This window comes from Janthinobacterium paucivorans, from assembly GCF_051380805.1.
GTDB lineage: Bacteria > Pseudomonadota > Gammaproteobacteria > Burkholderiales > Burkholderiaceae_D > Janthinobacterium > Janthinobacterium lividum_D.
In genome coordinates this window covers 310,162-324,682 of the sequence record NZ_JBNYXR010000002.1, presented here as the reverse complement: position 1 = coordinate 324,682, position 14,521 = coordinate 310,162, and the positions used below count along the sequence as shown (strand labels likewise).

General features: G+C 59.9%; 9 protein-coding genes. 5 read left to right on the top strand and 4 right to left on the bottom strand.

Annotated elements, in window-relative coordinates; genetic code table 11:
* Positions 1-26 precede the first annotated feature (26 nt).
* The gene (locus ACQ4V8_RS04405; protein WP_029496468.1) at positions 27-1,127 is read left to right on the top strand and encodes a threonine aldolase family protein; all 1,101 of its coding nucleotides are present in this window, start codon (positions 27-29) and stop codon (positions 1,125-1,127) included.
* A 131-nt stretch (positions 1,128-1,258) separates the two neighbouring features.
* Here the strand turns inward: ACQ4V8_RS04405 and ACQ4V8_RS04400 are convergent, their stop codons facing one another.
* Positions 1,259-2,710, bottom strand: coding sequence for an OmpP1/FadL family transporter (locus ACQ4V8_RS04400; protein ID WP_010398857.1), 1,452 nt, complete (start codon positions 2,708-2,710; stop codon positions 1,259-1,261).
* A gap of 220 nt (positions 2,711-2,930) precedes the next feature.
* Positions 2,931-5,663 carry a bifunctional diguanylate cyclase/phosphodiesterase gene (locus ACQ4V8_RS04395; protein WP_010398861.1) on the bottom strand — a complete coding sequence of 911 codons (2,733 nt, stop codon included), beginning with the start codon at positions 5,661-5,663 and terminating at the stop codon, positions 2,931-2,933.
* 157 nt (positions 5,664-5,820) lie between these two features.
* Here ACQ4V8_RS04395 and ACQ4V8_RS04390 point away from each other — a divergent pair, with 157 nt between their 5' ends.
* The gene (locus ACQ4V8_RS04390; RefSeq protein ID WP_010398863.1) at positions 5,821-6,795 is read left to right on the top strand and encodes a thymidylate synthase; all 975 of its coding nucleotides are present in this window, start codon (positions 5,821-5,823) and stop codon (positions 6,793-6,795) included.
* A 155-nt stretch (positions 6,796-6,950) separates the two neighbouring features.
* On the opposite strand, the gene ACQ4V8_RS04385 is transcribed toward ACQ4V8_RS04390, so the two are convergent.
* Together ACQ4V8_RS04385 and ACQ4V8_RS04380 are read right to left on the bottom strand one after the other, a co-directional pair.
* The gene (locus tag ACQ4V8_RS04385) at positions 6,951-9,227 is read right to left on the bottom strand and encodes a TonB-dependent receptor domain-containing protein (protein ID WP_010398865.1); all 2,277 of its coding nucleotides are present in this window, start codon (positions 9,225-9,227) and stop codon (positions 6,951-6,953) included.
* Between the two features lie 537 nt (positions 9,228-9,764).
* Positions 9,765-10,340 carry a TerD family protein gene (locus ACQ4V8_RS04380; protein ID WP_010398866.1) on the bottom strand — a complete coding sequence of 192 codons (576 nt, stop codon included), beginning with the start codon at positions 10,338-10,340 and terminating at the stop codon, positions 9,765-9,767.
* Between the two features lie 203 nt (positions 10,341-10,543).
* Between ACQ4V8_RS04380 and ACQ4V8_RS04375 the strand changes: the two genes are divergently transcribed.
* The 3 genes from ACQ4V8_RS04375 to ACQ4V8_RS04365 all read left to right on the top strand — a co-directional run bounded on the left by ACQ4V8_RS04375 (position 10,544) and on the right by ACQ4V8_RS04365 (position 14,329).
* Positions 10,544-11,341, top strand: coding sequence for an alpha/beta fold hydrolase (locus tag ACQ4V8_RS04375; RefSeq protein WP_436570972.1), 798 nt, complete (start codon positions 10,544-10,546; stop codon positions 11,339-11,341).
* Entirely contained in the window at positions 11,338-11,823 is a 486-nt protein-coding gene (locus ACQ4V8_RS04370) for a dihydrofolate reductase (protein WP_010398870.1), read from the top strand. Before ACQ4V8_RS04375 ends, ACQ4V8_RS04370 begins: the two co-directional genes overlap by 4 nt.
* Before the next feature lie 253 nt (positions 11,824-12,076).
* Positions 12,077-14,329 carry an arginine/lysine/ornithine decarboxylase gene (locus ACQ4V8_RS04365; RefSeq protein WP_010398872.1) on the top strand — a complete coding sequence of 751 codons (2,253 nt, stop codon included), beginning with the start codon at positions 12,077-12,079 and terminating at the stop codon, positions 14,327-14,329.
* The last annotated feature ends 192 nt before the right edge of the window (positions 14,330-14,521 follow it).

Genomic DNA, 14,521 nt, shown 5'->3' with positions numbered 1-14,521 from the left:
TGCACTGGAGATTTAGCGTGACCGCCTTGACCGAGATTGAACTGCGCCAGCGTTGCCACAGCGTCCTGCCTGGCCACCGCCAGCCTTCGCCGGCGGCCACCTTTGCCGCCATGGCCGCCTGGTGCGACGCCAACGACATCGCGCACGACACCTATGGCGATGGCGCGCTGATCGAACAGTTCGAAAAAAAGATCGCCAGCCTGCTCGGCTTCGAAGCGGCCGTGTTCTGCATTACGGGCACCATGACGCAGGTGACGGCTCTGCGCCTGGCGTGCCAGGACCGGGGTTCCTCGCTGGTGGCGCTGCATCCTACTTCGCATATCTTGCGCCACGAACGCGGCAACCACGCCTTGCTCGAACACTTCAAGGGTTTGATGCTGGGCGACCCGCACCGCCCATGGACGGTGGACGACTTGCGCGCCGTGCCCGATGCACTGGGCGCTGCGCAGGTCGAATTGCCGATGCGCGAAATCGGCGGCCAGTGCCCTGCCTGGAAAGATTTGAACGACATCAAGCGCCACTGCCGCGAGCACAACATCCATCTGCACATGGATGGCGCGCGCCTGTGGGAAGCGCAAGCCGGTTTTGGCCAGCCCTTGTCTACCATCTGCGACGGCTTCGATTCTGTGTATGTCTCGCTGTACAAGGGCATCGGCGGCCTCGGTGGCGCCATGCTGGCCGGCAGTGACGCGTTTGTCGAACGCGCGCGTGCCTGGTTCCACCGCCAGGGCGGCAACGTCGTGCATCGCACCCCCTACGTGGTGGCAGCGGCCATGCAGTTCGACGCGCGCATTGCCGCCATGCCGCGCTATTTCGAACGCACGCAGTGGCTGTACGCGCTGCTGCGCGACTATCCGGCGATTGCCGTCAACCCTGCCCAGCCGCAGGCCAACATGCTGCACCTGCATTTGCCCGTCTCGCGCGAGCGGGCCATCGCCATCCGCAACCAGGTAGCCGAAAAGCACGGCATCTGGCTCTTCGGGCGCGCCAGCCACGCCGCCCTGCCCGGGCACAGCGTGGTGGAATGGTATGTGGGCGATCAGTTGCTGGAACTGCCAGACGACACCGTGCGGCTGGCCTTGACCTTGCTGGACCAGGGCATGCGCAAGCAGGCAGCAATTGAATGACAGGCGCAGGTCGGGGTAGGTCGGGTTAGCGCGCAGCGCGTAACCCGACACCACCACTGTCGTGCCCAAAAAAAAGCGCCCTGAGGCGCTTTTTTCATTTCATGGTGGCCGGATTGGCCGCCACTACCTGCTTAGAACTTGTAGTTATAAGCGAGACCGATCAACTGCATGCGGGTCTTGAACAGGCCCTTGGTGGTTTCACCGTTACCGGTGCAAGCAGCCGTAATTGGCGACACCGGCGTGCAGTCATTCTTGTAGTTCATCGGCGCATCCTTGAAGTCGATATAGCTGTAAGCCAGGTCGATCGAAGAATTGGCGTTCAGCTTCCAGTTCGCACCGATCGAGTACTGCATGCGGTCGCTGTCGGGCAAAGCCGGGTGGCGCAGCTCGGCGCTGCGCACCGGTGCCTGATCGTGGGCGATACCGGCGCGCAGCATCAGGCTCTCGCTGTACTTGTAGTTGCTGCCCAGCGAGACGCGGTAAGTGTCTTTCCAGTTTTGGCGGATACGCTCGACGCCTTCGGCCGTCGGCGGGAACTGGATGTCCAGGTTCTGCAGGCGCGAAGTGCGGGTCCAGGTGACGTCGCCCATCAAGGCCCAACGATCATCCATCTGGTGGAAGGCGTTGACCGATACGGTTTCCGGCGTACGCAATTCCACCAGCGCTTCTGAGTTGGCCTTGCGCGATGCCTTGGCAACGAAAGCATTCACTGCAGCATTATTCGACACTTGCGAGAAATCCCAGATAGTGATGCCTTTGAGCTTGTGCGAAATCGATGAACGGTAGGAAATACCGAAACGCGTGCCTTCATTCATCTGGTACAGATAGCCCAGGTTGAAGCCAAAGCCCCAGTCGTGACCATTCATGGAGGCATGGCCGTCCTTGGCGCCTTGCAATGCCAAACCCGCAGCGACCTTGGCAGCCTGCCCCTGCGTCATGCCGATGGAATCTAAGAAAGCCTTCGATGCTGCTGGCGCTTTGTCATGCAAGTAAGCAACCGAACCGGGTACATCCACGCCCTGGCCCAGTTCCGCCTTCATGTATTCGGCCGTGATGCCGAAACCAAACGCGTGGTGCTGATCCAGTTTGAACGATACGGAAGGATTGAGGGCAATCGCTTCGAGCTTGATGTGGGTGATCGCATAGCGGCCGTACCAGTCATTGCCATAGTCGAGCTTGGCGCCGTAGGGCACGAACAGGCCGGCACCGACAGTCCACTGCTCATTGATTTTCTTGCTGGCATACAGCGCTGGCGCAACCACCGCGTCCGGGGCGTAGTCCTTGGTAGCGGCAAATGGCGCACGTGCGGCCGATGGGTAAAACGCCTTCGAACCCATATCCTGGTAGGTCGAATGCGGCACTACGATGGTGCCGCCGCCAACGAACTGCGTACCTTCCAGGCGCGACAGGCCGGCCGGGTTGTAGAAAATAGTCGATGCGTCGCCCGCTTCGGCGCCGCTGGCATCGGCCGTGCCTTGGGCGGCAACGCTTTGCGAACCAAAACGGTAGCCCGATGCTTGAGCGGTAGAGGAGATGCCGGCGAACGCGGCAACGATCAGAAGGGGCAGATATTTATGTTTCAAGTTAGTCTCTTTATTATATATGTGTAATTTTCTTCGGCGCACTATTCGGGACATTTCAAGCTGTCCCGCCTTGCACTTTTCTTGCCGCCGCGAATTGCCTCACTGACGGCATGCGCGAAGCATATAATATTTTTTAGAAAAAAGCGAACGTTCGGTCTTTTTTGTGGCGGAGCGATGTTTTCCTCGCCAATCGCGCTCTGCAAGGGGCTGGCATGGGCGCTTACCGCGGTATCAGAAAGCGCTGCTGCATCAGCGCCAGCATTTGCTCTGCCGGCACGGGGCGCGAAATGAAATAGCCTTGCACTTCGTTACACTGCAGCGCACGCAGGATGTCGAGTTGCTCGCGCGTCTCCACCCCTTCGGCCACCACGCTCATGCCCAGCGCATGCGCCATCGACAAGATGGCGCGCACAAAGACCTCGCCCTGCTCCGAACGGCCCAGCTCCATGGTGAAGGCGCGGTCAATCTTCAAGCCATCCATGGCGAACTTCTGCAACTGCGACAACGAAGAATAGCCGGTGCCGAAATCGTCGACCAGCAGCCGCACGCCCAGGGCGCGGATGGCTGACAGTTGCTCCACGGCGCGATTCTGTTCATCCATCATGGCCGATTCCGTGATTTCCACCTCGATCAGCCGTGCATCGATGCTGTAGCGCGTCAGCGCAGACGCCAGCACCTGGTGCACATCGCCACGGCCGAACTGGCGCGCCGAGACGTTGATGGAGACGGGCACCAGTTCCAGCCCGCTGGCCTGCCAGCGCGCCATTTGCAGGCATACTTTTTCGATGACAACTTCGCCCAGCTGCGAAATCAGGCCGCTGCTCTCGGCCACGGGAATAAATTCCAGCGGCGGCACCATGCCATGCTGCGGATGATGCCAGCGCACCAGCGCCTCCATGCTGCACAGCTCGCCGCTGAAGGCGTCCACGCGCGGCTGGTAGACGACGAGGAACTGATCCTGCTCCAGGGCCACCACCAGGCTTTGCTCCAGCTCGCGGCGGTTGCGGATGGTCTCGTACAATTCCGGCTGGAAGAAGCGGTAATGGCCCTTGCCTGCCCCTTTCACGGCGTACATGGCAATATCGGCGTTCTTCAGCAGCACTTCCGTTTCGGCGCCATCGCGCGGGTACAGGCTGATGCCGATCGAGGCGCCCATCTTGTGGCGTTCGCTGCCTTGGTAAAACGGTTCGTCAAAGGCCAGGGCGATGCGCTGCGCCACCTGTTCGGCACGGCTATCGTCTTCCACCGGATCGAGCACGACGACGAATTCGTCACCGCCCAGGCGGACCACATGGTCGCCCGGCCGCAACACGGCCTTCAGGCGCAGCGACGCGGCACGCAACACCTTGTCGCCTTCGGCGTGGCCCTGCGTGTCGTTGATATCCTTGAAACCGTCGAGATCGATGAACAGTAGCGCCAGCATCTGCTGCGCGATGGCAGCGCGCCCCAGGGCGCCGGGTAGGAATTGCTGCAGCCAATAGCGGTTGGGCAAACCCGTCAAACCATCTTCATTGGCCAGACGGCGCAAGTCGCGCTCATGCTCCTTGGCAGTACTGATGTCTTGCAGGGTCACTGCCAGACGGTCGCCGCTACGCACCAGGCGCCGGCGTATCCAGCGCAAACTGAAGGGATTACCTTCCGGCAATTCGATCTCTTCCTCGGAAAAACCGGACTGCATGGCGGCACGGTAATGCTGCATCAGGTCGCGGAAATATGGCTCATGGGCACGCGACTGCAAGCGCATGCCCAGCAACTGCTCGCGGCGCACGCCGAAGTAGCCGGCGCCCGGCTCATTGCAATCGACGATCTCGAAATCGAGGATGTTGCTGTCCTCGCCGCGCAGGGCGGCAATGATGTAAAAGCCGTCGCTGGTGCCTTCGGTAGCCATGCGATAAGCGTTGCGCACGCCTTCGGACTGGTGATGACGCCATGCCAGGCGCAGCGACAACACGGTGGCGACGGCGGCAAAGGCCAGCAGCAGCACGCTGACGGCCAGGGCGATGCCGATATAAATGGTGCGCGTTTCTTCGTAGGGGTGCAGCAGTTCGCCGTCCGACAGTCCGACCACGGCCGTAAACGGATAGGCTTTCAGCGCCTGCCAGCCTACATAGCGGCTTTGCTGGTCGGAAAAAGCGATCCTGCCGCCCGAATGCATGGCGCCGCTCTCCGTTTCCAGGAAGCTGGTATCGAGAAACGGCCTGCCGTGGCCGCTCTGCATGGGCAAGACGCGCGAACCGAGGCGCGTGCTAAACAGCTCGCCCTCCTCGCCCACCACGGCGGACATGCCGAACTTGCCGAAATTGACACTGTTGTAGAATTCGGAAAAATAGCTGGAATGAATGGAAATGAGCAATACGCCGTCAAAATTACCATCCTCGTCTTCCAGCCGGCGCGTGAAGTGCACCAGGCTTTCATCGGCGCCCGATACTGCGGCAGCCGCTACGCTGGCGCGCCCCAGCGCGATGCGCAGCGCGCTGGAATTGCTGCGCCAGTGGCGCAGCAGGATATCGCTGCGCTCGTTGACCCGCAGCCGCTGCAGCGGCGCCGTGGTCGTCACGGCATGACCCTTGCGGTCGAGGATGGCAACGATGGCAAATTGCGGCAAGGCATACATGCCCCGCGTCTTCAATTGGTCGAGACGCAGCTGACCGTGCGAATGCTCCCACTCATACTTGAGCTGCAGGGTCAGCTGCTCCATCTGTTCCAGAGTGCGCAACAGATACTGGCCATATGCTTTCGACAAGGAAGACACGCTCTCGAGCGCCTGCTGCTGCGCCACCTTCTTTTCCGCTTCCAACTGCAGCAAGGTGGCCGTCCACAACACCGCGCACAAGACCAGCCCAAGCAAGGGCCAAGCCAGGATCAGGCGCAAGTTAGCCTTGAGAAAATCAGCCCTGCTCATCTCCACCATGGCGCCGTTATTATTGTTATTTACAAATTGTCGCAAGAACATGGTGCAGCATCTGCCGTTTCTATGTATTTCTTTAAGGACACACAAATTACCACAAAGTCATGTGTACAGGTGTAACGGTAGCGTATTTATGTGTGCTGACGACAGCCCACCTGTCGTGCCTGCGTTACAATCAGTACCCTTACCGTTGGAGAAATACATGCAGCAATATCAAGATTTGATCAAGACCGTGCTCGAAACGGGCAGCTGGCAAGACAACCGCACGGGCATCCGCACCCTCAGCGTGCCGGGCGCCATGATGCGTTTCGACTTGGCCAACGGCAACTTCCCTGCCGTGACGACCAAGAAACTGGCTTTCAAATCCGTGATCGGCGAATTGTGCGCCTTCCTGCGCGCCTCGCGCAACGCGGCACAGTTCCGCGCGCTGGGCTGCAAAGTATGGGACCAGAACGCCAACGAAAATGCGCAATGGCTAGCCAATCCCTACCGCGAAGGCGAGGATGACTTGGGTCCCGTGTATGGTGTGCAATGGCGGTCATGGCCCGCCTACAAACTGCTCGCTGCCGACCAGCCGGCACAAATTGCCGATGCGCAAAAGAACGGCTTTACGCTCATCGCCCCCATCGTCGACGCTGGCGTGCAAAAAGTATTGCTGTACAAGGCAGTCGACCAGTTGCGCGAGTGCCTCGACACCATCATGACGAACCCGGGCAGCCGGCGCATCCTGTTCCACGGCTGGAACCCGGCCGTGCTCGATGCCGTCGCCCTGCCCGCCTGCCACTTGCTGTACCAGTTCATCCCGAACGCCAGCACGCGCGAGATATCGCTATGTTTATATGTACGCAGCAACGATATCGGCCTGGGCACGCCCTTCAACATCGCCGAAGGCGCAGCCCTGCTGCACCTGGTGGCACGCCTGACGGGCTACACGCCGCGCTGGTTCACCTACTTCATCGGCGACGCGCACATCTATGAAAACCACCTCGACATGGTGGAAGAACAATTGAAGCGCACGCCATTCCCGGCGCCGCGCTTTGTCATTTCCGACCGCGTGCCCGACTATGCCAAGACGGGCAAGTACGAGCCGCAATGGCTGGAAAAAATCGAACCGTCGGATTTCTCGCTGGAAGGCTATGAACACCATGCGCCCATCAAGGCGGCGATGGCCGTCTGATGCCGGTCAAACCGCTGGCAGCGATGCAGCGCCAGCCGTTTGACCAACGACAGGGCAGCGAGTTCGTCCGATCGACGCTGCCGTTCACGGCGACGCGTGCATGATCGACATGCGCACGGTTTCATCGACTTCCGGCAGCACATCGCGCCAGCGACCTAGCCCGGCTCTGTACCCGGACCACCAGCGCCACCTGCGCCACCCGGTCCGCGTCCGCCCGGCGGACCAAAACGCGGTTCGCGCTCGCCCTCTTTTGCTGCCGACGTCGCGCCGCCGAGGCGATACGACAGCCCCACATACAGCATGCGCCCATCGAAGCGGCGCGTGCTTGTCTCGCGCAAGGAAGCGCTGTTGATGATGGTTTCCATCTTGTTGCTGCTAAACACATCGGTCACGTTCATGACCAGGCTCAGTTGCGGCGTCACCGTGTGGCGCAGACTCAGGTTCAAGGTATTGTTCGGCGAGCGGTAGCCCTGACCCGAGAGCGTTTTTCCTTGCATTTGCAGGGCCAATTGCAGCTGGTTAGCCGGATTGATCTGATAATTGAGGCGTGCGCGGCCACTCAGGGCATTCGCCGTGCGCGTGCTGCGGTTGCCCAGGTCGTCTGAGCTGGTTTGCTCGCTGCGCGCCAGGTTGCCGCTCGTGTTCAGCGTCAGGGCCGGGGTCAGCTTGCCGCTGATGCTGAACTCCAGGCCGCTCGAATGGCTGCCCTCGCCGTTTTCACGCGTCGTCAGCAGCACGTTGTCGCTAATAAAATAGCGGTAATCAACGATAGCGTCCGTGTCGCGCCGGTGGTAGGCGCGCAAGCTGCTTTCCAGGCCTAAGAGCTTGGTTTCATAGCCGATCTCGAAGGCATCGGTCTGCGTGGGTTTGAGCTTGGGATTGCCGGTCGAGACATTGAACTCGTCACGGTAAACCACGTAAGGGTTCAGGTCGCCGGCGCTCGGGCGGCGCAGGCGGTGCGCATAGCTGAAGCGGACATTGCTCTCGTCACTGACCTTGTAGGTAGCAAACAGGCTGGGAATATAGTTGACGTAATTGTTGCTGGCCTCGACGCCACCGGTGATCTGGCGCACGTGCAAGTCCGTGTATTCGGCGCGCAAACCGGCCAAGGCGCCCCAGCGCTCGCTCAGGCGCATCTGGTAGGAACCGTACAGCGCGACAGTGCGCTCGTCGAGCTCGAAACGGTTGCTGCGCATGGGATTGAGCGTTTCCACCAGGCTAGTGGGGTTGATGTTGGTGTACAGGGTGTCGAAGCTGCTCTGGTTATCGGCCACCTTATAGCCCAGCTTAGCCGTGCCGCCCGCCAGTGGACGCTCATAGTCGCCGCTGAAGTCGACGATGCGGTTGCCCGTATCGCTGTGCTGGCGCGCGCGGCTGTCGAAGGCATGCACGGGCGCGAGCGTGTAGGTATTGACGTAATCGCTGTCGCTCTCGTTGGCCGACGACGATACGCGCAAGTCGATTTTCAGGGTTTCACCTGGCAATTCGCCCTTATGGTCGTAGCGCGCCCCCCAGCTGTAGTTGCGGCTGTCGCCATTGCGCACGGTGCTGCGCACATAGTCACCGATGCGGCTGCCCGTGCTGTCGCCATTGATGTAGCGGTCGAGCGAACGCTGGTCGTTGCCGCGCCCGTTATACGACACGCTGGCGGCCAGGGTATCTTGCGTATTGAGGTTGTAATTGACGCTGCCGTGCAAGCCCAGCGAGTCATTCAAGCCATTGCTGGTGGAATGCTGGCTGCTGGGGGCAAAAGCACCCATACCGGGCACCAGGCGGTCCAGGCGCTCGCGGCTGACCTCGCCGACAGAGTTGCGGCCGTCGTGGCGCACATAGACGCCGCCCTGGTAGCCCCAGGGACCGTCGTTGTAGCTGCCAGACACGCCGCCGTTGTAGCGTCCAGCGATACCCGCATTCGCATTCACGCTAGCAAAGCCGCCCGGCTTGCGGTTACGTCGCATCACCAGGTTCAAAATCGGCCCCCCTCCAGCCTCATTGCCGAACTGCGCGCCGGGATTGTTAATCACTTCCACCGATTCGATATCGTCAGCTGCCATGGCGTTCAGGGTAGCGCCGCGCGCATCGCCCTGCAGCATGGCCGAGGGCTTGCCATCGATCAATATCTGCACATTGCTGCTGCCGCGCAAGGATACGGAACCATCGGCACTCACGGCCACCGACGGCACATTACTCAAGGCATCGGCCGCCGTGCCATTGCTGCTGCCCACGTCGGACTTGACGTCGTAGACTTGCCGGTCGATGCGCCCGGTGGGACGCTCGGCCGTCACGCTGACGGAAGGAGAAGCGTCAATGGCAGGCGCCTTGGCCGGCACCGGCTTGACGATGGCGTCGCTGGTGACAGTTTGCGCTTGGACGGCGCTGCCGGCGACTAGCAGGCTGGCGCCCGCCAGACAGTGGAAAAGGTTTGTATGCATTTGGCTTAAAAATAATCGTCACGCTAAGGATGAGGCTCTACGCTACAGCGAGAGAGCACTTTTAAAGCATGCCACGATTAGCGCAGCCAAAGCAAATGCCAGGCCTTGTTTTTACTTCAATTTACAAATCTCTTCCACTTGTAGCCGCACAAGCTCATTCGATCAACCGTACGCTAGCGCAGAAACTCAGTCATCGATAAATCTCCCCGCTGCGCATCACCGTGTTCAACGGGCAAACCGACATACAAGTCGTGGGCGGTGACGAGCGGGCGCTCGATGACAGCGGCAAGCGCTGAGCCGAGTCCAGGCTTTCCATGGGATTATTTATTCAGCAGTGGGAGCGTCGCACCAGGGCGCAGGGCAAGGCGCGTCGTCCGAAGGCAGTACGCATGTACAGATGCGTTGAAACGCCTGACAAAACCATAGCGAGCGGCAGCGAGTTATGGCCGAGGCGCGCAGCTGTGCCTGGTCTGGGCCGCCGAGGCAGTGAGCATCGGCGGCCGAAAATCGCCACGACAGCAGGTTTTGACCGCTGTTTTAGGCGTTGATACCGAAAGAGCGTGCCAGCGGGCCCAGGCCGCCCTTGAAACCTTGGCCGATGGCCTTGAATTTCCACTCGCTGCCAGCGCGGTAGATTTCGCCGAAAATCATGGCCGCTTCTGTCGAACCATCTTCCGACAGGTCGTAGCGGGCAATTTCCGCGCCGTTGTCGCCATTGAGGCAACGGATGAAAGCCTTGCCCACCATGCCGAAGTTCTGCTTGCGGGCTTCGGCGTCGTGAATCGTGACGGCCACGGCGATCTTGTCGATGTCGGCTGGCACGCTGGCCAGGTCGACGGCGATTTTCTCGTCGTCGCCATCGCCGCCGCCCGTGGTGTTGTCACCCGCGTGGACGATGGAACCATCCTGCGACTTCAGGTTGTTGTAAAAAATGAAATCAGCATCGGAACGCGCCTTGCCATCCGTTTTCAGCAGAAAGGCGCTGCCGTCCAGGTCAAAAGCGGCGCCATCGGTGGCGCGCGGGTCCCAGCCAAGGCCAATCACGATTTTCTTCAAGCCAGGAGCTTCCTTGCTCAGGTTGACATTGCCGCCTTTTTGCAAACTGATCGCCATGGTAATTCCTTTTCAATTAGTGGGTTGCATTCGGTGCTACAAGTCATTTCGCCGGCACTCCGGCTTGATGCCCTATGAGCCTACCATAAAGTGCCTGCTTGTCAGTCGCGTACTATTGAAAATAATGCCACAAGAAAAGACTGTACCGCCTCCCGGATGAGCAAAATGACGGATAATACTGCTCGACAAAAATTTCCATCACCATGAGCGATACGACCCCTGGCTTGGACTTGCCTGAAGGCAGCACGCGACTCGTTTGCATTCCCGGCACCTTGTGCGATGAACGTCTGTGGTCGCGCCTGGTCCCTGCCCTGGGCGACGCCTTTCATCTGCAGCACCTGCCCTTGCATCAGGCGCGTACGCGCGCGCAGATGCAATCGATGATAGCCAGGCACTGCACTTCACCAGTGCATCTGCTGGGTTTTTCGCTGGGCGCCTACCTGGCGCTCGAACATGCGCTGGCGCACCCGCAGTGCATCAAGTCCCTCACTTTGATCGCCAATTCGGCCAAAGGTTTGCAGCCGACCGAAATGAGCGCGCGCCAGCGCATCGTCGCCATGCTCGAACGCAACGCCTATACGGGCATCACGCGCCAGCGCCTGCGCGAACTGCTGCACCCGTCACACTTGCACGACGCCAGCATCACTGACCTGATCTTACAGATGGGACTGGACCTGGGCAAGGAGGTGCTGCTGGCGCAATTTATCACCACCATAGCCCGCCCGGACCTGATGGCGCGCTTGCCGGAACTCGATTTTCCCGTGCTGATCGTGGGCGCAGAAGACGATCAGCTGGTCCCTGCCGACGACTTGCGCGCCATGGCGACTCGCCTGCCGCAAGCGACCCTGCACATGCTCAGTGACGACACCGGTCACATGATCCCGCTGGAGGCGCCGCGCGCGCTGGCCGCCGCCCTGCGCGCGCATCTGGAGGCGACAGACAATTTAAAGGATAATGTCGTGCATCGGGCCATGCCCCCACCACTTTCACAGAACCAATGAGCCATTTGACCATCATCGTCGCCACCGACCAGCAAGGCGGCATCGGCATCAACAACACCTTGCCGTGGACATTACCGGAAGACCTGGCGCACTTCAAGCGCCTGACGACGGGCCACCCCATCCTCATGGGCCGCAAGACCTTCGATTCCATCGGCCGCCCGCTGCCAAACCGCCGCAACATCGTCATTACGCGCAATGCGCAGTGGCGCCATGAAGGCGTGGAAACGGCGGCGTCGCTGGAAGAGGCCATCGCCCTGCTCGACGGCGCAGAAGGCTATGTCATCGGCGGCGCCGAGATTTACAAGCAAGCATTACCGCTGACACAGCGTGTGATCATCACGGAAATCGGCCAGACATTTGACTGCGACGCGTTTTTTCCCGCCATTGAACATGCCGTTTGGCAAGAAACAGCGCGTGTATCGCAGGTTTCGGAGAAATCTGGCCTGCCTTACGCCTTTGTCACACTGCAACGCAAAGCCTGATAAGGTTGAGCTGTAACGTTGATAATTGCGTGGGCAAAACGTTGCTGTAATACCCCAGTCACACCGTTGCGTCACGCTAGCGCTCTTTCGTGATGTTTTGAGACCATATTTTTTTCCCGCAGACGCCGCATTTCTGCGAGAATCCCGTTCTTATTTTTTTTATGCGGCTGCCGGGTTTCACGACCGCCTGACCGTCGCGCCCTAGTCCGCCCCTCGATTACGTCAGGGGCGGCTTGCTTTTTTGGAGACATGCATGAAATTTCGTTTCCCTATCGTCATCATTGACGAGGATTTCCGTTCTGAAAATACGTCCGGCCTGGGTATTCGCGCCCTTGCCGCCGCAATGGAAAAAGAAGGCATGGAAGTGCTGGGCGTGACCAGTTACGGCGATTTGTCGCAATTTGCCCAACAACAGTCGCGCGCGTCGGCCTTCGTGCTGTCGATCGACGATGAAGAGTTCGGTGCCGGTTCCGTCGAAGAAACCGACCACGCACTGAAGTCCCTGCGCGCCTTCGTCGAAGAAATCCGCTACAAGAACGCCGATATCCCGATTTATCTGTATGGCGAAACGCGCACCTCGCGCCATATCCCCAACGATATCTTGCGCGAACTGCATGGTTTCATCCACATGTTCGAAGACACGCCGGAATTCGTCGCGCGCCACATCATCCGTGAAGCGAAATCCTACCTCGACGGCCTGTCGCCGCCCTTCTTCCGCGCGCTGGTGCACTACGCCAACGACGGCTCCTACTCATGGCACTGCCCCGGCCACTCGGGTGGCGTGGCATTCCTGAAGTCGCCGATCGGCCAGATGTTCCACCAGTTCTTCGGTGAAAACATGCTGCGCGCCGACGTCTGCAACGCCGTCGAAGAGCTTGGCCAGCTGCTCGACCATACAGGCCCAGTCGCCGCCTCGGAGCGCAATGCGGCGCGCATCTTCAATGCCGACCATTGTTACTTTGTGACCAATGGTACGTCGACCTCGAACAAAATGGTGTGGCACTCGACCGTGGCGCCGGGCGACATCGTCGTCGTTGACCGCAACTGCCACAAGTCCATCTTGCACTCGATCATCATGTGCGGCGCCATTCCCGTGTTCCTGATGCCGACGCGCAATCACCTGGGCATCATCGGCCCTATCCCGCTGGCTGAATTCACGCCGGAAAGCATTGCCCGCAAGATCGAAGCGAATCCGTTCGCGCGCGAAGCGAAGAACAAGAAACCACGTATTTTGACCATCACCCAATCGACTTACGATGGCGTGATCTACAACGTGGAAACCCTGCGCGAAATGCTCGATGGCAAGATCGACACCCTGCACTTCGATGAAGCATGGCTGCCGCACGCCACCTTCCACGATTTCTACAAAAATATGCACGCCATCGGCAAGGACCGTCCGCGGGCCAAGGAATCGATGATCTTCTCGACCCAGTCGACGCACAAATTGCTCGCTGGCCTGTCGCAAGCCTCGCAAATCCTCGTGCGCGAATCGGACACGGTCAAACTGGACCGGGATGCCTTCAACGAGGCCTACCTGATGCACACCTCGACCTCGCCGCAATACTCGATTATCGCCTCCTGCGACGTGGCCGCTGCCATGATGGAAGCGCCGGGCGGCACCGCGCTGGTGGAAGAATCGATCATGGAAGCGCTCGATTTCCGCCGCGCCATGAAAAAGATCGACCAGGAATGGGGTCAGGACTGGTGGTTCCAGGTCTGGGGTCCGGAAAAATTCAACGACGAAGGCATGGGCCAGCAGGAAGACTGGATGATACGCGCCGAAGATGACTGGCACGGCTTCGGCGACCTCGCCCCCGGCTTCAACATGCTCGACCCGATCAAGGCGACCATCGTCAACCCGGGCCTGTCGCTGGACGGCCAGTTCGGCGAGACGGGCATTCCTGCATCCATCGTCACCAAATACCTGGCCGAGCACGGCGTCATCATTGAAAAATGTGGCCTGTACTCGTTCTTCATCATGTTTACCATCGGCATCACCAAGGGCCGCTGGAATACTTTGCTGACGGCCTTGCAGCAATTCAAGGACGACTACGACAAGAACCAGCCGATGTGGCGCATCTTGCCGGAATTTGCGGCGGCCAACCCACGCTACGAAAAAATGGGCTTGCGCGACCTGTGCCAGCAAATCCACGATTTCTACAAGGCCTACGATGTGGCGCGCTTGACGACGGAAATGTATTTGTCGGACATGATCCCGGCCATGAAACCGTCGGACGCGTTCGCCAAGATGGCGCACCGCGAAATCGAGCGCGTCGCCATCGACGACCTCGAAGGGCGTATCACCTCCATCCTGCTGACGCCGTATCCACCGGGCATTCCACTGCTGATCCCGGGTGAGCGCTTCAACAAGACCATCGTCGACTACCTGCGCTTCGCACGCGACTTCAACGAGCGCTTCCCCGGCTTCGAGACGGATGTGCATGGCCTCGTGAAACGCGAAGTCGATGGCAAGCGTGGTTACTTCGTCGACTGCGTTCGCCAGTAACGATGCCCTAGGAGCACCGCTGCCTACATGACGCCGCCTGATGCAAATCAGGCGGCGTTTTGCATTGCAGGCCAGCGCACACGCTGGCGCCAGATCAAACCGCGACGATAGCGGGCATCCGGGATGGGCGACTCATGCGCGCGTGGCGACGGCATGGCGAACGGCATTTCGCCGATAGCGTAACGACCATCG